Source organism: Isoptericola halotolerans, assembly GCF_045689585.1.
In the GTDB taxonomy this organism is placed as follows: Bacteria; Actinomycetota; Actinomycetes; order Actinomycetales; family Cellulomonadaceae; genus Isoptericola; species Isoptericola halotolerans_B.
This window is the reverse complement of the sequence record NZ_CP140108.1, coordinates 522037-547802: the sequence shown is the minus strand read 5'-3', so window position 1 is coordinate 547802 and position 25766 is coordinate 522037. Positions and strand designations below refer to the sequence as shown.

Annotated in this window: 27 protein-coding genes and 2 pseudogenes; 20 read left to right on the top strand and 9 right to left on the bottom strand. The window is 73.7% G+C overall.

The window, feature by feature from the left end; all coding sequences use genetic code 11:
• Positions 1-8: 8 nt before the first annotated feature.
• Entirely contained in the window at positions 9-2018 is a 2010-nt protein-coding gene (acs, locus tag UQW22_RS02575) for an acetate--CoA ligase (protein WP_407319283.1), read from the bottom strand.
• 525 nt (positions 2019-2543) lie between these two features.
• Between acs and UQW22_RS02570 the strand changes: the two genes are divergently transcribed.
• Complete coding sequence (locus tag UQW22_RS02570; protein ID WP_407319282.1) at positions 2544-2870, top strand: LysR family transcriptional regulator; 327 nt, start codon at positions 2544-2546, stop codon at positions 2868-2870.
• A gap of 13 nt (positions 2871-2883) precedes the next feature.
• Here UQW22_RS02570 and UQW22_RS02565 read toward each other — a convergent pair whose 3' ends face one another.
• Entirely contained in the window at positions 2884-4407 is a 1524-nt protein-coding gene (locus UQW22_RS02565; protein WP_407319281.1) for a phytoene desaturase family protein, read from the bottom strand.
• Positions 4408-4797: 390 nt separating this feature from the next.
• On the opposite strand from UQW22_RS02565, the gene UQW22_RS02560 reads away from it, so the two are divergent.
• From UQW22_RS02560 to UQW22_RS02540, 5 genes are all read left to right on the top strand, one after another.
• Positions 4798-5502, top strand: coding sequence for a hypothetical protein (locus UQW22_RS02560; protein WP_407319280.1), 705 nt, complete (start codon positions 4798-4800; stop codon positions 5500-5502).
• A 10-nt stretch (positions 5503-5512) separates the two neighbouring features.
• On the top strand, positions 5513-6064 hold the full coding sequence (locus UQW22_RS02555) for an SdpA family antimicrobial peptide system protein (RefSeq protein ID WP_407319279.1): 552 nt from the start codon (positions 5513-5515) through the stop codon (positions 6062-6064).
• Between the two features lie 269 nt (positions 6065-6333).
• Positions 6334-7023, top strand: coding sequence for an HTTM domain-containing protein (locus tag UQW22_RS02550; protein WP_407319278.1), 690 nt, complete (start codon positions 6334-6336; stop codon positions 7021-7023).
• On the top strand, positions 7020-7484 hold the full coding sequence (locus tag UQW22_RS02545; protein ID WP_407319277.1) for a LysR family transcriptional regulator: 465 nt from the start codon (positions 7020-7022) through the stop codon (positions 7482-7484). Before UQW22_RS02550 ends, UQW22_RS02545 begins: the two co-directional genes overlap by 4 nt.
• Positions 7485-7577: 93 nt before the next feature.
• The gene (locus UQW22_RS02540; protein ID WP_407319276.1) at positions 7578-7901 is read left to right on the top strand and encodes an SdpI family protein; all 324 of its coding nucleotides are present in this window, start codon (positions 7578-7580) and stop codon (positions 7899-7901) included.
• A gap of 22 nt (positions 7902-7923) precedes the next feature.
• On the opposite strand, the gene UQW22_RS02535 is transcribed toward UQW22_RS02540, so the two are convergent.
• A complete protein-coding gene (locus UQW22_RS02535; protein ID WP_407320705.1) occupies positions 7924-8751 on the bottom strand; it encodes an HAD family hydrolase in 828 nt (275 codons plus the stop codon).
• A gap of 82 nt (positions 8752-8833) precedes the next feature.
• Between UQW22_RS02535 and UQW22_RS02530 the strand changes: the two are divergent.
• The 11 genes and pseudogenes from UQW22_RS02530 to UQW22_RS02480 form a co-directional block, all read left to right on the top strand.
• Positions 8834-9025: pseudogene (locus UQW22_RS02530) on the top strand (PLDc N-terminal domain-containing protein); the annotation flags it as partial.
• A gap of 79 nt (positions 9026-9104) precedes the next feature.
• Positions 9105-9374 carry a hypothetical protein gene (locus UQW22_RS02525; protein WP_407320866.1) on the top strand — a complete coding sequence of 90 codons (270 nt, stop codon included), beginning with the start codon at positions 9105-9107 and terminating at the stop codon, positions 9372-9374.
• Positions 9375-9468: 94 nt separating this feature from the next.
• Positions 9469-10101: an ArsR/SmtB family transcription factor gene (locus UQW22_RS02520; RefSeq protein ID WP_407319275.1), complete on the top strand. Its 633-nt coding sequence runs from the start codon at positions 9469-9471 to the stop codon at positions 10099-10101.
• Positions 10098-11390 (top strand): MFS transporter, encoded by a 1293-nt coding sequence (locus tag UQW22_RS02515; protein WP_407319274.1) that lies wholly within the window; start codon positions 10098-10100, stop codon positions 11388-11390. Before UQW22_RS02520 ends, UQW22_RS02515 begins: the two co-directional genes overlap by 4 nt.
• Before the next feature lie 267 nt (positions 11391-11657).
• The gene (locus tag UQW22_RS02510; protein WP_407319273.1) at positions 11658-12356 is read left to right on the top strand and encodes a pilus assembly protein FlpE; all 699 of its coding nucleotides are present in this window, start codon (positions 11658-11660) and stop codon (positions 12354-12356) included.
• Positions 12353-13594, top strand: a complete 1242-nt coding sequence (locus tag UQW22_RS02505; protein ID WP_407319272.1) for a TadA family conjugal transfer-associated ATPase — start codon at positions 12353-12355, stop codon at positions 13592-13594. Before UQW22_RS02510 ends, UQW22_RS02505 begins: the two co-directional genes overlap by 4 nt.
• Positions 13588-14244, top strand: a complete 657-nt coding sequence (locus UQW22_RS02500) for a type II secretion system F family protein (protein WP_407319271.1) — start codon at positions 13588-13590, stop codon at positions 14242-14244. Before UQW22_RS02505 ends, UQW22_RS02500 begins: the two co-directional genes overlap by 7 nt.
• Positions 14241-14867 carry a type II secretion system F family protein gene (locus UQW22_RS02495; protein WP_407319270.1) on the top strand — a complete coding sequence of 209 codons (627 nt, stop codon included), beginning with the start codon at positions 14241-14243 and terminating at the stop codon, positions 14865-14867. Before UQW22_RS02500 ends, UQW22_RS02495 begins: the two co-directional genes overlap by 4 nt.
• 98 nt (positions 14868-14965) lie before the next feature.
• Complete coding sequence (locus UQW22_RS02490) at positions 14966-15193, top strand: DUF4244 domain-containing protein (RefSeq protein WP_407319269.1); 228 nt, start codon at positions 14966-14968, stop codon at positions 15191-15193.
• Positions 15194-15222: 29 nt separating this feature from the next.
• Entirely contained in the window at positions 15223-15540 is a 318-nt protein-coding gene (locus UQW22_RS02485) for a TadE family type IV pilus minor pilin (protein WP_407319268.1), read from the top strand.
• Positions 15441-15875: pseudogene (locus tag UQW22_RS02480) on the top strand (Rv3654c family TadE-like protein); the annotation flags it as partial. The gene UQW22_RS02485 and the pseudogene UQW22_RS02480, both read left to right, overlap by 100 nt.
• An 18-nt stretch (positions 15876-15893) precedes the next feature.
• Here UQW22_RS02480 and UQW22_RS02475 read toward each other — a convergent pair.
• The 3 genes from UQW22_RS02475 to UQW22_RS02465 all read right to left on the bottom strand — a co-directional run bounded on the left by UQW22_RS02475 (position 15894) and on the right by UQW22_RS02465 (position 20148).
• Positions 15894-16760 carry an HpcH/HpaI aldolase/citrate lyase family protein gene (locus tag UQW22_RS02475; RefSeq protein WP_407319267.1) on the bottom strand — a complete coding sequence of 289 codons (867 nt, stop codon included), beginning with the start codon at positions 16758-16760 and terminating at the stop codon, positions 15894-15896.
• A gap of 63 nt (positions 16761-16823) precedes the next feature.
• Positions 16824-17462 (bottom strand): hypothetical protein, encoded by a 639-nt coding sequence (locus UQW22_RS02470; RefSeq protein WP_407319266.1) that lies wholly within the window; start codon positions 17460-17462, stop codon positions 16824-16826.
• A gap of 139 nt (positions 17463-17601) precedes the next feature.
• Entirely contained in the window at positions 17602-20148 is a 2547-nt protein-coding gene (locus UQW22_RS02465; RefSeq protein WP_407319265.1) for a DEAD/DEAH box helicase, read from the bottom strand.
• Positions 20149-20335: 187 nt separating this feature from the next.
• Between UQW22_RS02465 and UQW22_RS02460 the strand changes: the two genes are divergently transcribed.
• On the top strand, positions 20336-21169 hold the full coding sequence (locus UQW22_RS02460; protein WP_407319264.1) for an LPXTG cell wall anchor domain-containing protein: 834 nt from the start codon (positions 20336-20338) through the stop codon (positions 21167-21169).
• Between the two features lie 359 nt (positions 21170-21528).
• Positions 21529-21987: a transglycosylase family protein gene (locus UQW22_RS02455; RefSeq protein ID WP_407319263.1), complete on the top strand. Its 459-nt coding sequence runs from the start codon at positions 21529-21531 to the stop codon at positions 21985-21987.
• Between the two features lie 15 nt (positions 21988-22002).
• Here the strand turns inward: UQW22_RS02455 and UQW22_RS02450 are convergent, their stop codons facing one another.
• From UQW22_RS02450 to UQW22_RS02440, 3 genes are all read right to left on the bottom strand, one after another.
• On the bottom strand, positions 22003-23331 hold the full coding sequence (locus tag UQW22_RS02450) for a M18 family aminopeptidase (protein ID WP_407319262.1): 1329 nt from the start codon (positions 23329-23331) through the stop codon (positions 22003-22005).
• A 70-nt stretch (positions 23332-23401) separates the two neighbouring features.
• On the bottom strand, positions 23402-24247 hold the full coding sequence (locus UQW22_RS02445; RefSeq protein ID WP_407319261.1) for a hypothetical protein: 846 nt from the start codon (positions 24245-24247) through the stop codon (positions 23402-23404).
• Positions 24244-24825 (bottom strand): sigma-70 family RNA polymerase sigma factor, encoded by a 582-nt coding sequence (locus tag UQW22_RS02440; protein ID WP_407319260.1) that lies wholly within the window; start codon positions 24823-24825, stop codon positions 24244-24246. Before UQW22_RS02440 ends, UQW22_RS02445 begins: the two co-directional genes overlap by 4 nt.
• 146 nt (positions 24826-24971) lie before the next feature.
• Between UQW22_RS02440 and UQW22_RS02435 the strand changes: the two genes are divergently transcribed.
• The gene (locus tag UQW22_RS02435) at positions 24972-25763 is read left to right on the top strand and encodes an alpha/beta fold hydrolase (protein ID WP_407320703.1); all 792 of its coding nucleotides are present in this window, start codon (positions 24972-24974) and stop codon (positions 25761-25763) included.
• The last annotated feature ends 3 nt before the right edge of the window (positions 25764-25766 follow it).

Genomic DNA, 25766 nt, shown 5'->3' with positions numbered 1-25766 from the left:
GGCTCGGGTCAGTCCTGGGACGACCCGCCGGCGAGCCCCGCCTGGATCAGGCCCATCACCGACGAGTCGGCCAGCGTCGTGGCGTCCCCGACCTCGCGGTTCTCGGCGACGTCGCGCAGCAGGCGGCGCATGATCTTGCCGGAGCGGGTCTTGGGCAGCTCGGCGACCACGAGGATGCGCTTCGGCTTGGCGATCGGCCCGATCTCCTTGGCGACGTGGTCGCGCAGGGTCTTCTCGATGCGGGCCGAGCCCTCGTCGGTGGCGGCCTCGTCGGCGTGCTCGCCGCGCAGGATGACGAACGCGACCACCGCCTGCCCGGAGACCTCGTCCGCGGCGCCGACGACGGCGGCCTCCGCGACGAGCTCGTTGGACACCAGGGCCGACTCGATCTCGGTGGTGGACAGGCGGTGCCCGGAGACGTTCATGACGTCGTCGACCCGGCCGAGCAGCCAGATGTCGCCGTCCTCGTCCTTCTTGGCGCCGTCGCCCGCGAAGTAGATGCCGGGGAACCGGGACCAGTAGGTGTCCTTGAACCGCTGCAGGTCGCCCCAGATGCCGCGCAGCATCGACGGCCACGGCTCGGCGAGCACGAGGTACCCACCGCCGCCGTCGGGCACGGGGTGCGCCTCGTCGTCGACCACGGTGGCGGCGATCCCGGGCAGCGGCACCTGCGCCGAGCCGGGCTTGGCCGCGGTGACGCCGGGCAGCGGGGAGATCATGATGGCGCCGGTCTCCGTCTGCCACCAGGTGTCGACGATCGGCGTGCGGTCGGAGCCGATGACGCGGCGGTACCACATCCAGGCCTCGGGGTTGATGGGCTCGCCCACGGACCCGAGCACGCGCAGCGAGGACAGGTCGAACTCGGCCGGGATCTCCTCGCCCCACTTCATGCACGCGCGGATCGCCGTCGGCGCGGTGTAGAAGATGGACACGCCGTACTTCTGGACGATCTCCCACCAGCGGCCCCGGTGCGGGGTGTCCGGGGTGCCCTCGTAGATCACCTGGGTGGCGCCGTTGAGCAGCGGGCCGTAGACGATGTACGAGTGGCCGGTGACCCAGCCGATGTCGGCGGTGCACCAGTAGACGTCGGACTCGGCCTTGAGGTCGAACACGTTCTTGTGCGTGAACGCGGTCTGGGTGAGGTAGCCGCCGGTGGTGTGCAGGATGCCCTTCGGCTTCCCGGTGGTTCCCGACGTGTACAGGATGAACAGCGGGTGCTCGGCGCCGACCCAGGCGGGCTCGTGGAACGTGTCGGCGGCCTCGACGGCCTCGTGCCACCAGACGTCGCGGCCCTCGGTCCACTCGACGTCCTGCTCGGTGCGCCGCACGACGAGCACGTGCTCGACGGTGGTGGCCGGCTCGCCGTCCTTCGGTGCGAGGGCCTCGTCGACGGCCGGCTTCAGCGCGCTCGGTGCGCCGCGCCGGTACCCGCCGTCGGCCGTGATGACCAGCTTGGCACCGGCGTCGGAGATGCGGCTGCGCAGGGCGTCGGCGCTGAACCCGCCGAAGACGACGGAGTGCGCGGCGCCGAGGCGGGCGCAGGCGAGCATCGCGACGACCGACTCGACGAGCATCGGCAGGTAGATGACCACGCGGTCGCCGGACTCCACGCCGAGGGTGGCGAGCGCGTTGGCGGCGCGGGACACCTCGCGCTGCAGGTCGGCGTAGGTGACGGTGCGGGTGTCGCCGGGCTCGCCCTCGAAGTGGATGGCGACGCGGTCGCCGAGCCCCGCCTCGACGTGGCGGTCGACGGCGTTGTAGGCAGCGTTGAGGGTGCCGTCGGCGAACCACTTCGCCACGGGGGCCTCGGACCAGTCGAGCGTCTCGGTGAAGGGCGTCTTCCAGGAGACGAGCTCGCGGGCCTGCCGGGCCCAGAACTCCACGCGGTCGGCGGCGGCCTCGTCGTACATCGACGCCTGGGCGTTGGCCTGGGCGGCGAACTCCGGACTCGGCGGGAACGCGCGGGTCTCGTGGAGCAGGTTCTCCAGGCTCGGGCTGGTGGACTGGCTGTCGGTCACTGGGTTCCTCCGCGTCGTCGCGTTCCGTCCGTGGGGCGCCCGAGGGCCGCCCTCTGGGGAGTGTAGACCCGCGTCGTGGTGCAGATCACGCCCCCTGGCCCACCATAGTAAGGGGAGTTGACTTATCGGCCGCACCGCCCGGCGGCGACGCTCTCGGGCGAGCGGTATTCCTCGTCCCGCGAGCGGTCCGGACGGACTCCCGAGCGGTCCCGCGCACGAGGGCGGCGCCCGGGACCGTTCCACCGAGCGCCGCTCTCGCCGGACGGTCCGCGGGTAGCAGGCGCGTGGTCCTCGCGTCGTCGTACCGGGTCAAGCCCGTTCGACGAGTCCTCAGTGGACTGTCTGTGCGTGGGTCCCGTGCCCCGTCCTGAGGTCTCCATGGAACGCCCGCAGGGGCCGGAGCGCAAGTGCGCCGAGAATGCGGCGAGACCGTGCCGGCCGGCGCTGCGTGCGAATGCTGTGCACGATCAATCGCTCTATGATCAGCCGTGAGGGGGATGTCCCGAGTTGACTGTTAGGTGCAGAATGGGCCTTATACACCTCCTTGCCTTCGTGGCGGTCGCGCACTACGAATCGGTGTCGGGCGCAGCCGAGGCGCTCGGGTACAGCACGTCGGCCGTGAGCCGGCAGATCGGCGCCCTCGAACAAGTCCTCGGAGTCACTCTGTTCGACCGGGGCAGCAGCTCCATGCGGCTGACCTCACGAGGAGGTGCTCTGCTCCCCGCAGCCGAACAGGTCTTGGATGCGCTGCGGAGCATGAGCCTGCACTGCGGCGCGGCCACGACGGTCCGGACCGGCTCTGCTCGGCCGTGCGGCAAGAGCGCCGGCCAAGGCCCGATTCGCAAGCAATGACACCGACGAGGGGTCAGCGGGTCGGTGTCGGCTGGAGCGGCGGAACTCGGAGGCCGAAGACGTCGCGCGCCGCTCGACGCGCCGCGTGCCACCCAGACATCCCGTGCACGCCGGGACCCGGCGGCGTCGACGCCGAGCAGAGGTAGACCCCGCCGCTCTGCCGGTACGGGTTCGGGTGAGCGCTGGGTCGGGCAAGCATGCGCCACAACGTCACCCGCCCGCCCGCGATGTCGCCGTCGGTCAGGTTCGCGTTGTGCTCCGCCAGACGGGCAGCCGGGACACATCGTGATGCGACGACGACGTCGCGCACACCGGGCGCGAACCGCTCGAGCTGATCCAGCACGTCCTCCGTGACGTCGCGCGGCGACCCCGCAGGGACGTGCGCATAGGTCCACAGCGGGCGCAGGTCGCCGGACGCCCTCGACCGGTCGACGACGGTCGGGTCGCTGACCAAGCACATCGGCCTGTCGGCGTGATGCCCTGCCGCGACGGCTGCTTCGGCACGCGCCATGTCGGTTCGCGTCCCGCCGACGTGGACGGTGCCCGCTCGGCCGACCTCCGGCACACTCCATGGGACCGGCCCCGAGAGCACCAGGTCGACCTTCGCGGCGGCGTTGCCACGGCTGAACGCGGCGAGCGAACGCCGTCTCGCGGGCGGAAGGAGGTCACCGAGCACGGTCGACAACGTGAAGACCGAGGTGTCGAAGAGGTAGGCGGTGGCAGATGGCAGGTCCGCACGGGACCGCACGGCGTGGTCGGTGACGATCTCGCCGCCATGTGCCTCGAGCTCGTTCAGCAGGGCCGCGACGATGGATCCTGAGCCTCCCCGCGGGATCGGCCAACCGCCGGCGGTGCGGGGCGGGCCGGGCCGTGGGTCCGTGTTGCCCGCCGGTGTCGCGTGCGCCAGCGCTCCCAGGAGCAGTGCCGTCCCGGCTGCTCCGAGTGACGGCATCGGGGCGATGGCATGCGCGGCCACGCCACTGAGAAGGGCCCGGGCCTCCTCGGTGCGGAACCTCGCTCCCCACATTCCTGTGCCTTGCTCGAGCACCGCGAGTCCGAATCGTGTCGCTGCGACCAGGTCACCGAGGCCGGACAGCCCTCGGGGAAGCGAGCGCTTGTCGCTCATCGCAACCTCGACCACCGACTCCCAGTGCTCGGAGAGCGGGCCGAACAGGGCGTGCCAGGCCCGTCCGTCGGTGCCGAGCCGATCCGCCGTCCGGTCGAGGTCGTGATACGCGATGCCGGCGCGCCGATCGGGCAACGGCTGGGCGTAGGAAATCTCAGGCGTCAGCAGCTTGAGCCCACGGGTCGACAGGTCGAACGAGCGCAGGACCGGCGACGCCCAGGCCATCGGGTGAACCGCTGAGCACACGTCATGGACGATCCCGTCCGCCATCGCCAGGTCGAGTGTGCGTGCGCCGCCGCCGATGGTGGGCTGTGCCTCGAGCACTGTCACGGACAGTCCGAGGCGAGCCAGGGTGACGGCCGCGACAAGGCCGTTTGGCCCCGACCCGACGACGATGGCATCCCTACTCATTCAGCCTCCCCCGATTGTCAGGATGAGTCACGCTCCCAGCGCCGCCGGCTGGGTTGCGCGGAACGGTCGAGAGGTGGCCGACCGGCACGTTCCGAGTCACGGTCGAACGCAGGTTACACGTGCGGGCACTGCTCTGCTCGAGCCGACATGTTCACAGGTCATGTGTTGCAGGTTCGGAATACAACCTGGTCTCGTCGGCGCCTTCGTATGAGGCTCGGTGTGGAAGCCGACAGTGGCGGGGACTGCTGGTGGCCGGCGCGCCGTGCTGGAGATCGCGGCGGCTTGGTCTTCAGCGTTGTCGCGGCCTCCGCCCGGTGCTCGTCTATCAGTCGACGCGTCCGTGGCACGCCGCACGGAAGGAACCAGTCAGCATCAAACTAGGAGCGCTCTGTGAAACTTCGCACCGTCATCAGTGCTGCCCTCGCACTCGTTGTCGTGACGTCAGCCGTTCCGGCGACGGCGTCGGCAGCTCCGGCGGGCCTGCCCCTGAGTACCGTCAGTGCCAAGCCGGACAGCCCCGAGATCGAGCGGATCGACAACCACTACTCGGACGAGGAGGTGCTCGAGTTCCTCTTCGCCGGCGTCGGCCCCATCGCCGAGGCGCACCCGGAGGCTGTCGACGCGCTTGGGTTCGCCGAAGTGCGGCCCGAGGTCGACCGGGAAGAGCTCGATCGGCTGATCGAGGACTACTTGGAGTTCTACCCGCAGTTCAGCAAGCAGGTCCGCCCAGCGGTGCTTTCCGGAGACCCGCTGCGCGTCGAGCAGGGTCTGCGGCTGCTTTCGAAGAAGTTCGCGAGCCTCGTCGAAGAGCGCACTGCAGGCGAGGCGAAGGACCAGTTCGACGAGTCGGGCAGCGTCTCGCTCCAGTCTGTTTGCAGCGGCCCGGGCGGCTGGGCATGCACGATTGCCTACGTCGTCGCCGTCGTGAACGGTGCGGTGTATGCAAACGTCGCCGGGGCCACGATGGCCGTGGCCGCTCTCGCTGTCCTCTGGGTCTATCTCGAGGACGGAGAGTCCATGGCCATGGGCGACGCGACGGCCTTCGAGATCCAGCACCGCACCGCAATTCTCACCGACGCCCTCGCGAATGAGTGAAGATCGCTCGGTGAGTGTGGCCCCGGCCTTCGTGGCCGGGGCCGCGCTCGCGCTGGTGCTCCTGTTCCTCGGGACGACGATCTTCTTCTCCTTGCCGAGCAACGTCTTGGCAGTGCGGGAGGGAGAACCGGTCCGCCGGCTAGCCGTCGCCCTCGCTCCGCAGTCATGGGGGTTCTTTACGAAGGACCCAGCCGAGGAGGAGCTCGAGCCGTACCTCGTGACGGACGAGGGCCTTGAGCATGTCCTCGCGTTTCCTCAGGCGAGTCCCGGCAATCCGTTCGGAATCTCGCGCAAGCACCGGGCTCAGGGGGTGGAGTTGGGGCTGCTGGCATCGCAGGTGGAGAACTGGTTTGAGTGCACCACTTCTACCGGCTCCGAATGCAGGGAATCCGTCCTGGCCGATCCTGCTGTCACGATCACGAACGCCTCGCCCGTAGCAACGGTGTGTGGTGCGGCCGTCCTTGTGAAAAGTGTTGCTGTCCCGTGGGCATACCGAGATAGTTACGACGCTACTCGATATGATGTTGAAGCTGCCGTTGTGGAGGTCGAATGCGTGAGTTAGTCAATCGACTGAGCTTGGCGGTCTCGACATTCAATCCGCAATCTCTTCCTATCGCGCTCGGTCGGTCCCTCCTAGCGATAGCGCAGGCGATAACGCTAGCGGCCGCACCCGCCCTATCCTTCTTTGCGCCTGGAGTGGGGCGAGAGGGAGGGCCGCAGTGCGGGTCAGCACTAGGCAGTGTGTCGGCGTACTGCCTCGGCGGTGACGTCGTCAGTCTGGATGTCAGGCACTGGCTCATTGTGGTCGGACTCGTCGTCGTAGCGAGTGGCGTGGTTCCTCGCTGGACTGCGCCACTACATTTCTGGCTCACGCTCTCCTTCAGCAGTGCCATCACGCTGCCCGATGGCGGCGAGTACGTTGCCCAGATCGTGACGATGTTCCTGGTGCTGGTGTGTGTGGGGGACCGGCGCTGGTGGCACTGGCGCACGACGCCCCAGGGTGCGAGTCCGTACGCTCGAGCCGTCGGGTGGGCCGGGCACTGGGGAATCCGCATTCAGATGGCCTTCATCTACATCTACAGCGCGCTGGCGAAGCTTCCGACGGACCACTGGACGGACGGCACGGCAATGTACTACGTTGCCCGCGGCGCTTACTTCGGCAACAAGAATTTCCTCGAGCCGATCGTCTTGTGGGCGACGTCGGTCCCGGTCATGGCGCTCTGTCTCGCGTGGGGTACTTTGGCCGCCGAGGTGCTGCTCGGCGTATGCATCCTTTCCGGGTCGCGTCGCCTTCAGCGCGTGGGGCTCGTGGTCTGCGTGAGCTTGCACGTGGCGATCATCGCCGTCATTGGCCTGTTCAGCTTCGGCATGGTCATGATGGCTTCGGTCCTGATCGCGACGTCCCGTTCGCAGCCGCTCATGGGACTCGCCCGAAGGGCGGTCGTGGTGAGGGACAGGATGGCGGCCGTGCCCTCGCCGGCACCGCGCCCGGTCGTCGGTGCTGGGAGGGGACGCCCGTGAGCGGTTTCGCGGTGTCAGCGCGGAGCGGCGCGCACGCGGTGTCGAGAGCCCCTGAGTACAGGGTGATGCGTGAGGCGATGCCGCCGCAACGTTGCGCTCGTGGGAGCCAGCCCTGCGGGTGCTTTCACGAGGGCCTCCTGCCCCTGGACGTGAAGGGGGTCCGCGCGTTCGTCGAGGTCGCCTCGATGGGATCGGTCACGTCGGCCGCTGAATCGCTCGGGTGGGCCCAGTCGACGGTGAGCAAGCAGCTGCAGAACTTCGAGTACGTCCTCGGGCGCCAGCTTTTCCACAGGACTGGTCGGGGGATGGAGCTGACGCGTGCTGGTGATATCGCGTTGCCGTATGCTGTGAAGATCGTGCGGAGTCTCGAAGCGTTGACCAACGGGCCGACGGATGCCTTGACGGGCGACGGTCGATTTTCGTCAAGGTCGATCCCCGAGCGGCGCGTCGTGATGGGTTGAATGACCGGATGAGAAACCAACAATCTCTCGACATGTGAAGGAGAAACGGTGGATTCCTTGCCAGTCGCAACGGGACTATCGATAGGGTTGTTCTTGCTCGCCGCACTGCTGGTCTACATCGCCCGCTCTGGGGAGCGCCTGGGCGTCAACTCCGAGATCGGCATTCGAACAAGCGCGACGAAGGCGTCTGCGGAGGCATGGGTGGCCGGTCACCGGGCCGCAGCCGCCTCGTTGACGGCCGGTGGTTGGGTGGCGGCGGGTGCGGCGGTTCTCACCGTCGTGGTCGCCGTCGTGGTGGATGACGCCACTGTCGTCGGGATCGTGGGCGTGCTGGGTTATGCGGCAACGATCTACTGCCTGGTAGTGGCGACACTCCGTGCGAACGGGGCCGCCCGACAGGCTGCGGCGAAGCCGTAGCCGGGGCGCGACCCGGGTCCTACTACGCCCGACGTCGACGGTGCCACCACCAGATGGCGAGGCCGAGGGCGAGCGTCCCGACGACGGCGAGCACCGGCGTCGGGCGGATCGTGGGACGCAGCGCGACGGGCCGCGTGAACGTGAGCGTCCCCCAGCCGTTCTGCGCGGCGAGGCGGCGCAGGCCGCGGTCCGGGTTGACGGCGAACCCGTGCCCGACCGCCGCGAGCATCGGGGCGTCCGTGACGGAGTCGGAGTAGGCGTAGCAGCGCTGCAGGTCGTAGCCGCGCGCGGCGGCCAGCTCCCGGATCGCGGTGGCCTTGTTCTCGCCGTAGGCGTAGAAGTCGATCTCGCCGGTGAACCGGCCGTCGGCGACGGCCATGCGGGTCGCCACCACGTGGTCCGCGCCGAGCATCGCCGCGATCGGCTCCACCAGCTCGGTGCCCGACGCCGAGACCACCACCACGTCGTGGCCCATCGCGTGGTGCTCCGCGATGAGGTCCACCGCCTCCGCGTAGACGTAGGGGTCGATGTGCTCGTGGAGCGTCTCGGCGACGATCTGCTCGACCTTGGCCACGTCCCAGCCGGTCGCCAGCTCGGACAGGTGCTGGCGCATCCGCTCCGTCTGGTCGGCGTCGGCACTGCTCGCCATGTACAGGAAGTGCGCGTAGGCGCTGCGCAGCACGTCGCCGCGGGTGATGAGGCCGCCCGCGAAGAACGACCGGGAGAAGGCTGCCGTCGAGCTGGTCGCGATGATCGTCTTGTCGAGGTCGAAGAACGCCGCCACCCGGTGCCCCGCCCGTGGCCGCGCCCGGCCGTGCGGCGGCGGGGGCGTTCCCGGCGACGAGGTGATCACCCGACAGAGCCTATGGCCTTCTGTGCCGATCTCCACAGGTGTCCCGTGGTGAGGGTGGGCGGGCGCGGGACGTGCAGGGATGTGGTCCAGGTCACCCGCTATGCTCCCGGCCATGATTCGCCTCCTCCTCCCGCTGTGCTACCTCGCGCTGGTCGTCTATGCCCTGGTGGGCGTGATCCAGGCGGACGAGGAGGAGACCGGCGGGCTCCCCAAGGCGCTGTGGGTGCTGGCCATCCTGTTCCTGCCGCTGGCCGGGTCGATCGCGTGGATCGTGGTGAGCCGGGGCGCCCGACGGCGCAGGGCGGCCGGCAGCTACCGCACCGGCTTCCCGGCGAGTCCTCCGCCCCCCCGTGCAGTACCCGCGGCGGGGCCGCACGTGGGAGGGCGGCGGACGGTCCGGCGGGGACGCCGGGCCGGCGGGGCCGACGGGGCCGGCGGAGGCCGCGGGCTCGACCGAGGACGACGCCGAGTACCGCTGGCTCATGGAGCAGGCGCGCAAGAAGCGCGAGCGGGAGGCGCGAGCGGCGGGGCCGCAGGAGGCCGAGGTCGACGAGGCGCGCGAGGACCGCGCGGCGGACGACGGCCCCGAGGAGCGCGAGGCGGGCCCCGCCCCGGCCTGAGTCGCATCGCGCCGGCGCGGAGGCTGGTGTCGCAGAGCGAGGCGGGCGTGCACAACTCTTGTGCAAAAGAAGCGTGCATGATTATTCTGCACGCATGGACGCGAACCCCGAGCAGCCCTGGACCCGCCTCGACCTCACCGCCGAGTCGGTCAAGGTCCTGGCCCACCCGCTGCGCTCACGGCTGCTGAGCGCCCTGCGGCGAGGCGGGCCGGCGTCGGCCACGGCGCTCGCCGCCGAGCTCTCGACCAACACGGGCGCCACCAGCTACCACCTGCGCAAGCTCGAGTCCGTCGGCCTCGTGGAGGACACGGGCGGCGGCCGCGGCAAGGAACGCATCTGGCGGGCCGCGACCGAGAGCCACGCCTGGTCCCACGCCGACCTCGCCGACGACGAGGACGCCCGCACCGCGCTCGGCTGGCTGGTGCGCGACTACCACCGGCAGTTCGACGTCGCGTACTCCCGCTGGCTCGACGTCGCCGAGTCCTGGCCGATGCCCTGGCAGGAGGTGTCCGGGATGGGGGACGCCTGGGTCGAGGTGACGCCCGACCAGGCGCGCCGGATGCAGGCCGAGCTGGACGCCGTCGTCGCCCGGTACGCCCACGCGGGCGCCGGCGACCCGGACGCGCGGCGGCTGCACCTCTACATGACGTCGTTCCCGCTGGACGTCGACGACGTCCCGGACGCCGACGACGCCGACAGCGCCGAGGCCCTTGGGGCCGACGCATGACCGTGCTCGACCCCGCCGCCGCGCGCCGGGTCTTCCTGCTGCTGAGCGCCACCCGTTGGTTTCCCGTGGGCCTGGTCGTCGCCGTGACGACCCTGCTGCCGGTCGAGCGCGGGCTCTCGGTGACGCAGACCCTGACCCTCGCGTCGGTCACGGGGATCGTCGTGTTCGCGCTCGAGCTGCCGACGGGTGGCACCGCCGACGCGTTCGGCCGCAAGCCCGTGCTCGTCGCCGCCGCAGCGACCCAGGTCCTCGCGGCGACCGTGTTCGCCGTGGCGGGCAGCTTCTGGCAGTTCGCCGTCGCGGCCGCCGCCATGGGCGCGTTCCGGGCGCTGGACTCCGGCCCTCTCGAGGCCTGGTTCGTCGACACCGTCCACGCGACCAGCCCGGGCGCCGACGTCGACCGCACGCTGGCGCGGCACGGCGGCGTCGTCGGCCTGTCCGTCGCGTCCGGCGCGCTCGTCTCGGGCGGCCTCGTGTGGTGGCACCCCGTGACGGCCTGGTCGGCGCTCACCCTGCCGTACGTCGTCTACGCCGGGCTCGCCGTCGTGCACCTCGTCGCGGTGTGCCTGCTGCTCACCGAGGTCCGGCTGGTGCCCGACGGCGGCACCCGCCACGGGGGAGCGGTCCGGCGCGCGCTCGCCTCGGCCCGCCGGACGCCCGCCGTCGTCGCCGACGGGCTGCGGCTCGCCGCCACCAACCGCGTGCTGCTGGGACTGCTCCTGGTCGAGGTGTTCTGGTCGACGGCGATGGTCGTGTTCGAGTCGCTGCAGCCGATCCGCCTGGCCGAGCTCGTCGGCAGCGAGGCGCGGGCCGGCGCGATCATGGGTCCGGTGGCGTCCGTCGGGTGGGGCGTGTTCGCGCTCGGTTCGGCGCTGGCGGGCATGGCCGCCCGGCGCATCGGGGTGGTGCGCGCGGCGATGGTGGCGCGCGTCCTCAACGGGCTCGGCGCCGTGTGGATGGGGCTGGTCGCGGGACCGGCGGCGCTCGTGGTGGCCTACCTGGCCACCTATGCCATGCACGGCGCGGCCGGGCCCCTGTACAACGCGCTGCTGCACCGCGAGGCCGAGTCGCGCAACCGCTCGACCGTCCTCTCGCTGGCCTCGATGGTCGCGTTCGCCACCTACGCGGTGGCCTCGCCGGCCCTCGGCTGGACCGCGGACCTGCTGTCCACCCCGGTGGCGATGGTCATCGGCGGTGCGGTGAGCGTGCTCGGGGTCTTCTGCTTCGTGCCCGCCCTGCGTCGCGAGCGCGAGCTGCGCCGCGCGGGACAGGTCGCCGTGAGCGTCTGACGTCGCCCGAAGCCGTCCCCAGCCCGGGGCCGTCCACCGACGGGTGCGTCCGCCCGACGACGGTGCCCCGCCCCGCTGCAGGGTGGCGCCATGGACCACGCCAGCGCCCCGCCGCAACCCAGCTCACCACCTGCTGCGCCGCCGGTCTCGTCGCAGCCCGTGTCGCCGGGCCGGGTGTCACGGGGAAACGCACCGTCCGCTCCAGCGAGGCCGGGACCGCCCCGCCTGGTCGCCGTCGTGGGGGCGTGCGGAGGGGCGGGTGCCAGCGTGCTGGCCGCCGCCGTCGCCCGGACCCTGCGGCGCCGTGCCGGCGCGACCGCGCTCGTCGACCTCGACGTGCCCGGTGGCGGCCTGGACGTGCTGCTCGGCGTCGAGGACCAGACCGGCGCCCGGTGGCCCGACCTGGTGGACGCGCGGGGGACGGTCGACGGCGACGGGCTGGTGGGGGCGCTGCCCCGCTGGGGTGCCGTGCCGCTGCTGTCCGGCTCCCGGCACGACGCCGCCGAGCAGCCGCTCGACGACGGGGTGGTGCTCGACGTCGTCACGGCGTTGCTGCGGTCCGGCCACCGCGCCGTCCTGGACGTGGGGCGGCCGGCCGCGTGGCGCAGCTCGACCCGCTCCCTGGTGGCGGCCGCCGACGCCGTGGTCCTCGTGGTGCCGCTGACCGCCCCGGCCGTGGCCGGTGCCGTCGCCACCACTGCGGTCCTCGAACGATGGGGTGCCGGACCGGTCCACCTGGCGGCTCGCCGTCCGGCGCCCGGGCGCATCGACGCCGCCGGGCTCCAACGAGCCGTCGACCGGCCGGCCGCCGCCACGCTCGGCTGGGACGGACGCCTCGCGGCCGCGCTCGAGCGCGGCGACGGACCTCGCACCGGGCGCCGCACCCCGCTGGGCGCAGCCGCCGAACGGATCGTGGGCGTGCTCGAGCACCAGCCGTCCGTCACCGTGACCGGGGTCCGCCCGTGACCGGCCGGGGCACGTCGGGCACCGGCACGCCCGGTCTCAGCACTGCCCGCGTCGCCGCCTCGGCCCCCGAGCCCCGGTCCGGCATCGCTCCCGGGCTCCTCGCGGACGTGCGGACCCGGCTCGGAACAGGACCGGCCGGGCCGCCCGACGACGCCGCGGTCGCGGCGGCGCTGCGGGCGAGCGGGCGCGTGCTCGGCTCGGACGCCCTGGTCGACCTCACCCGGGCCGCTCGTGCGGAGCTCACCGGCGCCGGCCCGCTGCAGCCGCTGCTGGAGGGGCCGGGCGTCACCGACGTGCTCGTCAACGGCCCCGACGACGTGTGGGTGGACCGCGGCGACGGGCTGCGACGCAGCGACGTCCGGCTGCCCGACGCCGATGCCGTGCGGGCGCTCGCGGTGCGCATGGCGGCCGTGGCCGGGGCACGTCTCGACGACGCCAGTCCGGTCGTGGACGCGCGCCTGCCCGACGGAACCCGGCTCCACGCCGCGGTCGAGCCCGTCGCACCGGCCGGGGCCGTGATCGCTCTGCGCGTCCTGCGCCAGGCCGTGCTCGACCTCCCGACGCTCGTCGCCGGCGGCGCCGTGCCGCCCGACTGGGAGGCCCTCCTGACCGGACTCGTGCGGGGCCGCGCGAACCTGCTCGTCACCGGCGGCACCGGGACCGGCAAGACGACCTTGCTCGCCGCCCTGCTCGGCGTCGTGCCGCCGGACGAGCGGCTCCTCACCGTCGAGGAGGCGCGTGAGCTGGCACCGGTCCACCCGCACGTCGTGGCGCTCGCCGCCCGCCGGCCCAACGTCGAGGGCGTCGGCGAGGTCACCCTGACCGACCTGGTGCGGGGCGCGCTGCGGATGCGCCCCGACCGCATCGTGCTCGGCGAGTGCCGAGGTGCCGAGGTCCGCGAGCTGTTGCTCGCCCTCAACACCGGCCACGACGGCGGCATGGCGACGGTGCACGCGAACGCGGCCGAGCACGTCCCGGCGCGCCTCGAGGCGCTCGCCGCGCTCGCCGGGATGCCGCGACCCGCCGTCGCCGCGCAGGCGGCGGCCGCCCTGGACGTGGTGCTGCACCTGCGGCGCCGTGCCGGGGCGCGGTATCTGGCGCAGGTCGCCGCGGTGCGCCTCGCGGACACCGGCGAGCTCGAGGTCCACCCGGCGGCGACCTGGGACGGACCAGGGTCCGGCGGCCCCCGGGCCGAGGACGGCTGGCAGTCGATGGTCCGGCGGTGGTCGGCGTGCTGACCTCCGTGGCGCTGTCCGTGGGCTGCGCGGTGTGGTGCGTCCTGGCTCGGGCAGGTCGTCGGCCGGCGGTGCTCGCGCTCCCCGTCGGCCGCCGGGACCGGTCGCACACGGGCTGGTGGCGCCGGTCCGGGCGCGCCCGGCACGGCACCACCGACCAAGTCCGGCTGGCACTGGCACAGGTCGAGGCCCTGCTCCGGTCCGGGGCGGCCCCGACGACGGCGTGGTCGCGGGCGCTCGGGGTGCCCGTCGACGCCGACGGCGTCCCCGACCCCGGTGCGTTGGCGCGCGCCGTCGGCGGCGTCCGCCCGGCCGGCGCCGTGATCGCTGCCGCCCGGCTGGCCCGGGACGTCGGGGCTCCGCTCGGCGGTGTCCTGGAGGCGGTCGGGGCCGCGCTGGTCGAGCGAGCCGAGGCCGATGCCGAGCGGGAGGCCTCGCTCGCCGGGCCGCAGACCACCGCGCGCGTCCTGCTCTGGCTGCCCGTGCTCGGCGCGGGGCTCGGGTGGGCGCTGGGAGCCGACCCGGTCGCCACCGCCACCGACGGTGGTGCCGGCACCGCCGCCGTGCTGCTCGGGGTGCTCGCGCTGCTCGCGGGGCGGGCCTGGACCCGGCGGCTCGTCGCCGCCGCACGTGCGGCGGGAGGCGAGCCATGAGCGCTCTGGTGGTCGCCGTCGTCGTCGGGACGCTGGTGCTCGCGGGGACGACGCCGTGGCGGACGTCGGCACGCGCTGCGGACCGCCGCGTGTCCGCGTTCCGCGACGACCGCCGCGCTCGCACCGACGTCCGGGCGGCGCCGGAGCATGCGGACCCGGTCGACGTCACCTGCCTCCTGGAGCTGGTCGGCGCGGCGGTCCGTTCGGGGGCCGGCGTGCCCCGGGCGCTCGAGGCGGTGGGGACAGCCGTCGGCGGGCCCGACGGGCGGTCCCTGGGCCGGGCGGCCGCCGCGCTGCGGCTCGGCGCCGGGTGGGAGAGCGCCTGGGCGGCCGCCGGCGCCACCCCCGCGGACCGTGACGGGCAGTCGCGGTGCCCCCCACGCCTCGACCTGCTGCGCCGTGCGCTGCGCGGGGCGTGGGACGAAGGCGCCGCCCCCGGCGAGGCGTTGCGTGCCGCGGCGGCCGAGCACCGGCACGAGCGCCGGGCCGCCGCGCGTACGGCCGCCGCCCGGCTGGCCGTCCGGCTCGTGCTGCCCCTCGGGATCTGCTATCTGCCGGCGTTCGTCCTCGTCGGGCTCGTGCCCGTTCTGCTCGCGCTCGGACTGGACCTGCTGTCCGGCTGAGCGTGCCCGTCTCGCCCTCGAGGGCGAGACGGACCCCGGGCCGACCGGCCGCGGGGACCACGAACCGGGCTGCCGCCCGGTCGAGAGAAGGAGAGACCATGACTGTCGAGACCATGTGCCCGGCCGACGCGGAGGACGCGCCGGCGATCGACCCCGAGCCGACGCCTCCTGAGGGAGCGGACCCCGAGGCGGGGCTGGCCACCGCCGAGTACGCCATCGCGACGATCGCCGCCGTCGGGTTCGCCGGGCTGCTCATCGCGGTGCTCCAGAGCGACACCGTCCGCGGGATGCTCGAGTCGATCATCGCCTCGGCGCTCTCGGTGTGAGCGCCCGCGACCGGGCGGAGCGTGGGTCGGTGACCGCCGAGCTCGCGGTCGGCATGCCCGTGATCGTCCTGCTCCTGGTCGCGGTGCTCACGCTCGCGGCCGCGTCCACCGCACAGATGCGTGCATCGGACGCGGCCCGGGCCGGGGCCCGCCAGGTCGCCGTCGGGGAGGACGCGGCCGTCGTCCGGACGACCGCCGCCCGGGTCGCCGGGCAGGATGCGGACGTCAGCGTGACCCGGGACGGCGAGTGGGTCCGCGTCGTGGTCACCCGCCCCGTGGTGGGCGGGTGGTTCGCGACCGGACCGCTCCGAGCCACCGGGGAGGCCGTGGCGTGGGCCGAACCCTGAGCCGCGCGCACGGTGAACGAGGCGCCGGCACCGTGCTCGTCCTCGGCGTGGCGGCCGTCGTCCTGCTGGCCTGCACGGCGCTCGCCGTGCTCGGCGCGGCCCAGCAAGCGCGGTCCGTCGCGCGGTCGGCCGCCGACCTCGGGGCGCTCGCCGGCGCCACCGCGCTGCGCTGGGGTCTGGACCCGTGCACGACGGCGAGCGCGGCGGTGGAACGGAACGGTGCGCGGACCGTGGCCTGCCAGGTGCACGACGGCGGGATCGTCGCCGTCACGGCGGCACGGCCCGTGCTCGGAGCGGCGTCCTGGGCCGGCGCGGGAACGGCCGAGGCCGGTGCACGGGCCGGGCCGCGACCCTCAGCTCGGGGTGATGCCGAACAGCTCGGCGCGCTGGTTGATGAGCCGGGCGCGGGCGAGCCGCGGCTTGTCGGACCCGTCGCGGATGACCGACCCGGCGGCCTCGAACTCCGCGAGGAAGTCGATGGCCCAGGCGACGTCGGCCGGGGCGGGGGAGAGCACCTCGTTGACCACCGCGGGCTGCTCCAGGTCGAGGCACAGCCGGCCGGTCATCCCCATCGCGACGGCGTCGCCCGACTGCTCGCGCAGCAGCGGGTGGCTGGAGCCCACCGTCGGGCCGTCCACCGGCCCCGGCAGGTGGCCGATGCGGCTGGCGGTGACCAGTCGCGAGCGCGGGTAGGCCATCGCCAGCGGCTCGTTGGCGGCGCCGGTGTCGCGCCGGTAGTCGCCCGAGCCGAACGCGAGGCGGAACGTCCCGGGTGCCCGGGCGATGCTCACCGCGTCCTCGATACCCAGGGCCGACTCCACCAGCGGCACCACGGGCACGTGACCGCCGAGCCGCTGCGCCGTGTCGACCACCTGGTCGGGGCTCTCGGTCTTCGCGAGCATCACGCCGCACAGGCCGACGACGTCCCGGAAGGCGCGCACGTCGTCGCCCCAGGCGTCCGAGCCGCGCTCGTTGATGCGCACCCATGCCCGTCCGCCACCGGCGAACCAGCCCAGGACGCCGTCCCGGGCCTCGTCCTTGCGGGACTCGTCCACGGCGTCCTCGCAGTCGAGGACCAGCTGGTCGGCCCGGGAGAGCTGGGCAGCGTCGAAGTCCTCGCTGCGCAACGCGTTGAGCAGCAGCCACGAGCGGGCGTTGGCGGCGTCCACACGCCGCGACTCGCGGGTGTGGCGCAGGGCGGTGAGATCGTCGGTGGTCACGCGTCGATCGTAGCCACCGAGCGCCGGGACCGGGCGCCCCGCCGGGGGACTCGTGCCGTCCCGTCAGACGAGGACGGGGAAGGTCGCGACCAGGACGATCCCCACCGATGCCACCAGGATGCCGGCCCCCAGCAGGAACCACCCGGCCCACGCCACGCGGTTGCGCTCGGACACCGCCACGAAGAACAGCACCAGGGCGAAGAGCACCGTGAGCAGCTGGTAGTTGTCGCCGCGCTGGTTGCTCTCCAGCGCGGCGGCGAACTTCTGCGACGCCTCGTCGGACGCCGCCGCCGCCTCGGCCCGTCCCTCCGGCACGTAGGAGGGCTCGGCGAAGGGAGAGCGCAGCTCCTCGCCGTGGTCCTGCCAGTCCTCGAACGCGACCGCGAACTCGGGGGTGAAACGGGCGGAGACGTAGTCGGCGAGGTCCTCGTCGCCGGACGCCCGGGCCTGGATCCACTGGGTGTAGATCGCCAGGTCCACGGCCTGGACGTCCCGTGCCTCGCTCGCGAGGTCGATCGAGTGGATCCGGACGCTCGACGCCGCGCTGAACTGGATGGACATCTGCCCGCTCCACTTCGACGCCTGGAAGCCGCACCAGGCCGTCAGGATGGCCGTCAGCGAGAGCATGACGACGGCGACCACCTCGCGGACGCGCTCGAGGCGACCGGTCCGGGTGCCGGCGCTCCCGCCGTCCTCCGTCATCTGCCGGCCCCTGCCGGGGGCAAAGCTCGGGTGCTCGGGTGCCGCGAGCCAGCGCTCATCTTCTTCTCCTCGGGACGCAGACCGACCTGAGACGACGGTAGGCCCGTTCGGCACCGTCGGCATCAGCACCGCGATCTCGCTACACGGGAGCGGGGGCGTGGCGCAGCAGGGCGTCCAGCACCCGCACCGCGGCGTCCTTGTCCAGCGGGGAGTTGTCGTTGCCGCACTTGGGGGACTGGACGCAGGCAGGACAGCCGGCGGCGCACGGGCAGGCCGCGACGGCGTCCCGGGTGGCGCGGAGCCATCGTTCGCCGAGCTCGTAGCCCCGCTCGGCGAACCCCGCACCACCGGGGTAGGCGTCGTAGACGAACACCGTCGCCTCGCCCGTGTCCGGGTGCTGCGCCGTGGAGACCCCGCCGAGGTCCCACCGGTCGCACGTGGCGAGCAGGGGCAGCAGACCGATGGCCGCGTGCTCCGCCGCGTGCAGGGCGCCCGGAGTCGCGTCGGCGTCGACCTCCGCGGCGCGGAGCACGTGGTCCGGCACGGACCACCACACGGCCGTCGTCCCGAGCGTCCGGGAGGGCAGGTCGAGGGGTTCGGTGTCGAGCACCTGCATGTCCGGGACGCGGCGCCGCTGGAAGCTGACGACCTGGCTGGTCACCTCCACCGGTCCCAGCCCCCAGGTGACCGGACCCCACTCGCGTCGCTGCGCGGGCCGCGCGCCCTCGGGAGCGGGGTGGTCGGGGTCGCCCGGCTCCTCGAGGCTGATCTCCATGACGTCGCGGGACCAGGTCGCGTGGTCGACGTCCCGGCGCACCACGAGCGCCACGTGGTCGGCCAGGTCGAGGCGGTCGACCACGTACGTGGCGCCCTGGTGGACGTACACGGCGCCGTCGTGCACCTGCCCGTCCGCCGAGGACGCGTCCACCGTGCCGAGCAGCCGACCGGTCGTCGCCTCGACGACCCGCACCGGCTGTCCGCCGGAACCTCGCAGGTCCGCCATGCCGGCCGCGGGCTGGGCGTGCGTCCAGTACCAGCCGGAGGGCCGCCGGCGGAGCAGCCGGCGCCGGACCAGCACGTCGAGGACCTCGAGCACCCGCTCGGGCTCCCCGAACCGGGCGAGGTCCTCGGAGCGGACCGGGACCTCCTGCGCGGCGGCGCAGAGCTGCGGGGCGAGGACGTACGGGTTGCCGGGGTCGAACACGGTGGCCTCGAGCGGGGCGTCGAAGACGGCCTCGGGGTGGGTGACCAGGTATGTGTCGAGGGGGTCCTCCCGGGCCACGAACGCCACGAGCCCGTCGGCGCCGGCCCGGCCCGCTCGTCCGGCCTGCTGCCACAGCGACATCCGGGTGCCGGGCCACCCGGCCACCAGCACCGCGTCGAGCCCCGAGATGTCGACGCCGAGCTCGAGGGCGTTCGTCGTCGCCAGGCCGAGCAGCTCCCCGGTACGCAGGGCGTGCTCGAGCTCGCGGCGTTCCTCGGGCAGGTAGCCGCCGCGGTAGGCGGCCACCCGGCCGGCGAGCTCGGGCGAGACGGGTCGCAGGTGGTCCCGGACCTGCTGGGCGACGGACTCCGCGCCGCGGCGGGACCGGGTGAAAGCCAGCGTGCGGGCCCCGTGGGCGGCGAGATCGGCGAGCAGGTCCGCGACCTCGGCGGTCGCCGACCGACGGGGGTGCTCGGCCTGCCCGTCGGTGGTGAGCACGGCATCGGCCTCGTTCGCCGCGGGGTCGAGCGGGTCGGGCAGTGCCCAGGGGTCGGCGACCCCGCCGCCGGCCGCCGTGCCGCCCGAGCGCTCGAACGCGGGACCGGTGATCTCGGGAGGCTGCCACAGGACGACGGTGCGGCGGCCGGCGGGCGAGCCGTCGTCGACGACCTCGGTGACGTCGTCGGGCGACGTGCCGAGCAGCCGGGCGACGCTCGCGGCGGGCTCCGCCGTCGTCGCGCTCGCCACCACGAAGCTGGGCGCAGAGCCGCCGTAGTGCTCGGCGAGGCGCGTGAGACGCCGCAGCACGAGGGCGACGTGCGCACCGAAGACGCCCCGGTAGGCGTGCCCCTCGTCGACGACGACGTAGCGCAGCCCGCGCAGCAGCCGCGACCAGCGTCGGTGGCCCGGAAGCATCGCGAAGTGCAGGAAGTCGGGGTTGGTGAGCACGACGTCGGCGTGCTCCTGCACCCAGCGTCGCTCCTCGGGCGGGGTGTCGCCGTCGCAGGTCGTGGCGCGGACGTCGCCGGTGCCGGCGGCGTCGAGCAGGCGGGTCAGGGCGGTGAGCTGGTCGGCGGCCAGGGCCTTCGTGGGCGACAGGTACAGCACCGTGCCGGGGCGGGTGCTCGCCTCGATCCGGTGCCGGCCCTGGCGGGCGGCCGAGCGGGCGGCTCGGACGGCGGTCAGGGCCGGCAGCCAGAACGCGAGCGACTTGCCCGAGCCGGTCGAGCTGGCCAGCGCGACGTGCTCGCCGCGCCAGGCGGCGTCGGCGGCGGTGACCTGGTGCGTCCAGGGACGTTCCACCCCGAGCGAGCGGTACCCGGCCACGATCTGGTCGTCGGCCCAGGACGGCCAGTCGGCGTGACGGGCGACGCGGGCCGGGAACGTCCGGGCGTGCAGCAGCCGGTCGGCGCGGGACCCGCGGGCGGTGAGCACGTCCAGCAGCGGGTGGCCCGCCTCGGGGAGAGGGGTCGCACGGGGCACGCCGCTCAGTGTGGCACCCGGTGCGGACCTCAGGTTTGCCGCGTGACGCTCAGGGCTTGCTCACGCCCGCATCTCTTCTCGCTCAAGGATCCCGTAGGAGGTGCTGGTCCGACGTATTTCCGGGGTCTGAGCAGGGAACACTCCGGGTCGTACCTGATCGCGGCCACCACCACGGAGAAGCACCTTGATGAAGAAGACACTCGCCGCCGTCGGCGCCACGGCGCTGGTCCTTGCACCGGTCGGGGCCGCCTGGGCCGCAGGATCGGACGACCCCACTCCGTACACCGTGACAGCGCAGGGTCTGACGCTGCCGGCACCCGAAGCGTTTCCCGACCGCGGTCACGTGAACATCCGCTACACCGTGGACGGGCAGGAGCGCGGCGCAGGGATCCACTTCGAGTCTCTGAACGACCAGCCCTCGGGCGCCTGGATCGGGCAGTCGTTCCTGCCCTGGTCGGCGTTGATCGACGAGACCGACTACTGCATCACGTGGGTCCAGGTGTCCCTCTACAACGAGCACTTCGGTGAGGGAGGCCAGGACCCGGTCTGCACGACCGAGGAGCCCACCACCGAGCCTTCCGAGGAGCCGTCCACGGACCCGACCGAGGAGCCGTCCGACGAGCCTTCGGAGGAGCCGTCCACGGACCCGACCGAGGAGCCGTCCGACGAGCCTTCGGAGGAGCCCACGACCGAGGGCCCGTCCGAGGAACCGACCGAGACGGTCGAGACCCCTGCGCCCACGGAGCCCGTCGAGACGTCGGTGCCGGCGGAGACCCCGGAGGTCAGCAGCCCGGCGGAGGCCACGGACACGGGCGGCACCGGGACGCTCGGCCGCCCCCAGGAGGTCGTGGTCTCGCCCGACGCCGTGACGACGGGTGCCGGCCCGCAGGCCGAGGTGGTGACGCCCCCCGGCGAGCTGCCGCAGACCGGCGGCACCACCGCCGGGGCGCTCCTGGCCGCGGTGGCGCTCGTGCTGGGCGGTGCCGGCCTCGTGATGGTGCGTCGCCGTCGCACCTCCTGACACGGATCACCCCGACAGGCTCGCCGCTGCCCTCGCGGCAGCGACCGCGGTCGCTCTCGCCCCTCTCGTGGTCGCCCCGGCGCAGGCCCTCCCGGCGCAGGCCGCCCCAGCATCGGCGTCGAGCGCGTCGGCCGCCGCGACCCCGACGACCGCCGCCGGCTCGCTCGCCACCGCCCCGCAGCGCACCGTCCGCTGGGTCAAGGTGGACCGTGCGAAGGTCACGTCGAAGCGGCACCGCGCCAGCCGGGTCGTGGCCCGGCCGGATGACGGCACCCGGCTCGTGGTGCTGGACCGCAGCGCCCGGCTCCTGAAGGTGCGGCTGCCCGGCGGCAAGGCCGGCTGGATCGGCAAGCCGTGCGGTGACGACGACGCCGCTGAGGGACGTCCGCGGCCAGCGGTTCACCACGCACCGGGTGGCCGTGACCAAGCAGGTCCGGCCCGCCTCGCGCACCGTGGAGCGGGTGGCGCTGGGCACGAAGGTCGTCAAGCTCGCTCGGACGACGGGCCGCGACGTGAACCGCGTCAAGGTCCGGCTGTCCGGCGGGCGCACCGGCTGGGTCTCCGCGACGACGCTCCGCCAGCAGGACGTGTGGGGCGAGCTCGCACGGTGCGAGTCCGGGAACCGGCCCCGCATCACCACGGGGAACGGCTACTACGGCATGTACCAGTTCACCGCCCGCTCCTGGCGCTCGGTCGGCGGCTCCGGGCGGCCGCACCGGCACAGCGCGAAGGAGCAGACGAAGCGCGCGCAGATCCTGCAGGACCGCGCCGGCTGGGGCCAGTGGCCGCACTGCACCCGCAAGCTCGGGCTGCGCTGACGTCGCGACGTCCCGTCACCGGACCAGCACGGCACCCATCGCTCGCGCCAGGTACCAGGGGTCGACGACGGCGGTCAGCTCGCGCGCGGAGTGCATCGACAGGATCGGCACGCCGACGTCCACGACCCGGATGCCGAGCCGCGTCGCGGTGATCGGCCCGATGGTCGACCCGCACGGGATCGCGTTGTTCGAGACGAACTCCTGGGTGGGCACGGCCGCGGCCTCGCAGGCCGCCTGCCACGTCGCCGCGCCGTGCGCGTCCGTCGTGTAGCGCTGGTTGGCGTTGATCTTGAGGATCGGGCCGCCGCCGGCGTGCGGCTGGTTGGCGGGGTCGTGCCGCTCGGGATAGTTGGGGTGGACGGCGTGCCCGACGTCGGAGGAGACGCACAGCGAGGCGGCGAGCGCCCGACGGCGGTCCTCGTCGTGCGCTCCCAGCCCGTCGGCGACGCGGCCGAGCACGTCCTCGAGGAACGGCCCCGCCGCACCGGAGCGGGACGCCGAGCCGATCTCCTCGTGGTCGAAGGCAGCCACCACGGCGATGCCCGCGAGGGCGTCGGCGTCGGCGTCGAGCAGTGCCGTCAGCGCGGCGTGCGTGGAGAGCAGGTTGTCCAGGCGTCCCGAGGCCCACAGCTCCTCGCGGGCACCGAACGCGCGGGGTGCCTGGGTGTCTGCCACGACGACGTCGTAGCCGACCACGTCCGCCGGGTCGATCTCGTGCCCGCCCGTCGAGGCGCGTGCCGCGAGCTCGGCGAGCACGTCGGCGTCGCTGACCTCGCCGAGCGCGAGCACCGGCTGGGTGTGCCGCTGCTTGTCGAGGGTGAGGCCCTCGTTGACCTGGCGGTCGAGGTGGATCGCGAGCTGCGGGATGCGGGCGAACGGCCCGGTGCGCACCAGGTGCTCGACGCCGTCGCGGGTGACGAGGCGGCCGGCGAGCTCGAGCTCGCGGTCGAGCCACGAGTTGAGCAGCGGCCCGCCGTACACCTCGACCCCGGCCTGCACCCAGCCGTCGCGGCCGGTCGTGGGCCGCGGCTTGAGCTTGAAGCCGGGGGAGTCCGTGTGGGTGCCGAGCACCGTGAACGGGGTGGTGGGCCCGGCGGACGGCGGGACGACGACGGCGATCGCCGAGCCGTCCCGCACGACGACGTAGCGGCCGCCGGGCACGATCTCCCACGCGTCGGTCTCGGTCAGCCGGGCGAACCCGGCCTCCTCGGCGCGCCGGACCATCTCCGCGGCGGCGTGGTAGGACGACGGCGAGGCGGTGACGAACGCACCGAGGTCCTCGGTGTGCGTGCGGGCCGCGGCGGGGACGTCGGGCAGGGCGGTGACGGGGGTGTGCTCCGGCATGGGGGAATCCTCGCACGAGGTGTCCCCCGGGCACGGCGGTGCGCCGCCTGCGTCGCCGATGGAAAGAGGCTCACCCGTCGATCGTCACGTCGAGCGGGTCGGAGAGGATCAGCTCGCTCGTCCCGGCCGGGTCGAACAGGTCGTAGAAGGCGTACACCTGGTAGTCCCCGGCGGGCAGCTCGGTGCGGAACTCGACCGGGTCGGTCGACGTGTCCGGCGCGCACGTCGTGCGGGTCCAGTCCTCGGCGACCGCGTCGGCCGCGAGCCCGCCGGTGACGACCTCGTGCGCCTCCTCGGTCATGTTCGTCCCCACGTCGACGATCCGACCGTCCTGGACCCAGACCAGCGTGGGCCCGACGAGCCGGGCGCCGTCCGCTGCGCCGGCAGGCAGGGTGAGCCGGGTGGGCACCTGCCAGATCGGCTCGGTGTCCCCGAGCACTCCGGCCTCTTCCCGGGTCAGGTCCCCGGTCACCTCGAGGTCGAACCCGTCCACCCCGGCTTCGAGGTCGTCGATCGGCATCCCGCACACCAGGCCGGTGCCCTCGAGCCAGCTCGGCTGGAACCCGTCGGTGACGACCGAGACCGCGGGCGTCTCCGGGGCGGGTCGCTCCGGTTCGGAGCTCTTGGTCGGCAGCTCCGACGGCGGGCCGGCGGGCGGCGGGGTCACCACCAGCGGGTCCTCGGGCATCAGGGCCACGCCCCCCACGGCGAGCCCCGCCACCAGGGCGAGCGTGGTGGCACCGAGACCGGCGTGCTTGGCCGCGCGCCGCCGTCGGACCCTGCTCCGCACGCCGGCCAGCGTGCCGTCGAGGGCGGAGGCCGTGGCGCCCACCCCGGCCAGCGCGTCCAGCTCGCGGCCCAGCGCCTCGCCGGTCCGGGGGGCCGTCCAGTCGTCACGGGCGGGGTTCGTGCTCATCGTCCGGCCCTCCGGTCGGTGGGGGTCGGTCCGGCCGGCTGGTCCAGCGGGACCTGCAGGAGGTTGCGCAGTGCCGCGGTCGCGTCGGACAGGTAGCGCTTGACGGTGCCCTGGGCGAGGCCCAGCTCCTCGGCGATGCGAGGCACCGTGAGGTCCTCGAAGTAGCGCAGCACCACGCAGGCGCGCTCCCGCGGGGTGAGCCGCGCGAGCGCGGCGGCGACGTCGGCACGCGCCGTGGCCCCCGACGCCGGCCCCCGCGCGCGGTCCTCGGAGGCGACGAGGTGGCGCACCCCGCGCCACCGCCGTCGTCGTCGGTACTCGTCGAGGTAGAGCGTCAGGATCGCCCGGCGCACGTACGCCTCGCTCGTGCCCGACCGTTCGCCGTCGAGCGGGTGCAGGCCCGGCGCGGGGGCGGCCGGCCCACGGTGCCGGCGCAGGCGGGAGAACACCTTGACCAGGGCGTCCTGGACGAGGTCCTCCGCCTGGCGCTGCTCCCCGCACAGCACGTAGGCGTACCCGACCAGGGCTCGGCCCCGGCGGTGCGCGAGCTCGGCGAGCTCGTCCTCCCAGTGGGTCATGGTTCCTCCGCTGTCCATCGTCCTGCAGCCCTGGACGTCCGACGAGCGGATTTCGTCGGGCCGTGGTGCGACCGTGCGGCCGCCTCCGTAGCGTGGGGCACGGAGCGCGACGGCGAGGCCGGGCTCCGGGGAGGGGACGTCCCGTGATGCGTGAACCCGTGCACGGCGTCGACGTCGCCTACCGCCGTGCCGGCGTCGGCCCGCCGCTCGTGCTGGTGCACGGGGCGGGGGAGGACGGCCGGCTGTGGACGCCGCAGCTGCGCACGCTGTCCGACGAGCTCACGGTCGTGGCGTGGGACGAGCCGGGAGCGGGAGCGTCGGGCGACCTCCCCGAGGGCTTCACGCTCGCCGACTACGCCGACGCGCTGGCGGGCCTCATCGAGGCCCTGGGACTCGCCCCGGCCCCCGTGTGCGGGCTCTCCTGGGGCTCGACGGTCACCCTCGAGCTGGTCCGGCGGCACCCGGAGCTCGTGTCCGGGCTGGTCCTGACCGGTGCCTACGCCGGATGGAAGGGGTCGTTGCCGGCGGAGGAGGTCGCCGCCCGCGTCGCCGGCGTCGACCGGCTGCTCGCCGCACCCGGGGACGACGTCGACCTGGTGCTGCCCGACCTGTTCGCCGCCGGGCCGCCCGCACCGTACGCGGACCTGGTGGGCACGATGGCGGCGGGCGTGCGCCGCGAGAGCCTGCGGACGCAGCTGTCGATCATGGCGGCGACGGACCTGAGCGTCTCCCTGCCCGAGATCACGGTGCCGACGCTGCTGCTCTGGGGCGAGCTGGACGCCCGGTCGCCGCTCCGGGTGGCGCACGAGATGGCGCGGGCGATCCCACGGTCGAGGCTCGTGATCATCCCGGGGTGCGGCCACGTGACGAACCTCGAGCGTCCGGCCGCGTTCGACCGGGAGGTCCGTGCGTTCTGCCGACGGCTGCTCGCGACCTGAGGC

Coding starts and splice junctions, on each gene's coding strand:
- UQW22_RS02490 (WP_407319269.1), top strand. CDS start 14,966: ATGACTGTCGAGACCATGTGCCCGGCCGACGCGGAGGACGCGCCGGCG.
- UQW22_RS02515 (WP_407319274.1), top strand. CDS start 10,098: ATGACCGTGCTCGACCCCGCCGCCGCGCGCCGGGTCTTCCTGCTGCTG.
- UQW22_RS02470 (WP_407319266.1), bottom strand. CDS start 17,462: ATGACGGAGGACGGCGGGAGCGCCGGCACCCGGACCGGTCGCCTCGAG.
- UQW22_RS02460 (WP_407319264.1), top strand. CDS start 20,336: ATGAAGAAGACACTCGCCGCCGTCGGCGCCACGGCGCTGGTCCTTGCA.
- UQW22_RS02445 (WP_407319261.1), bottom strand. CDS start 24,247: ATGAGCACGAACCCCGCCCGTGACGACTGGACGGCCCCCCGGACCGGC.
- UQW22_RS02435 (WP_407320703.1), top strand. CDS start 24,972: ATGCGTGAACCCGTGCACGGCGTCGACGTCGCCTACCGCCGTGCCGGC.
- UQW22_RS02565 (WP_407319281.1), bottom strand. CDS start 4,407: ATGAGTAGGGATGCCATCGTCGTCGGGTCGGGGCCAAACGGCCTTGTC.
- UQW22_RS02495 (WP_407319270.1), top strand. CDS start 14,241: ATGAGCGCTCTGGTGGTCGCCGTCGTCGTCGGGACGCTGGTGCTCGCG.
- UQW22_RS02450 (WP_407319262.1), bottom strand. CDS start 23,331: ATGCCGGAGCACACCCCCGTCACCGCCCTGCCCGACGTCCCCGCCGCG.
- UQW22_RS02440 (WP_407319260.1), bottom strand. CDS start 24,825: ATGACCCACTGGGAGGACGAGCTCGCCGAGCTCGCGCACCGCCGGGGC.
- UQW22_RS02570 (WP_407319282.1), top strand. CDS start 2,544: ATGGGCCTTATACACCTCCTTGCCTTCGTGGCGGTCGCGCACTACGAA.
- UQW22_RS02520 (WP_407319275.1), top strand. CDS start 9,469: ATGGACGCGAACCCCGAGCAGCCCTGGACCCGCCTCGACCTCACCGCC.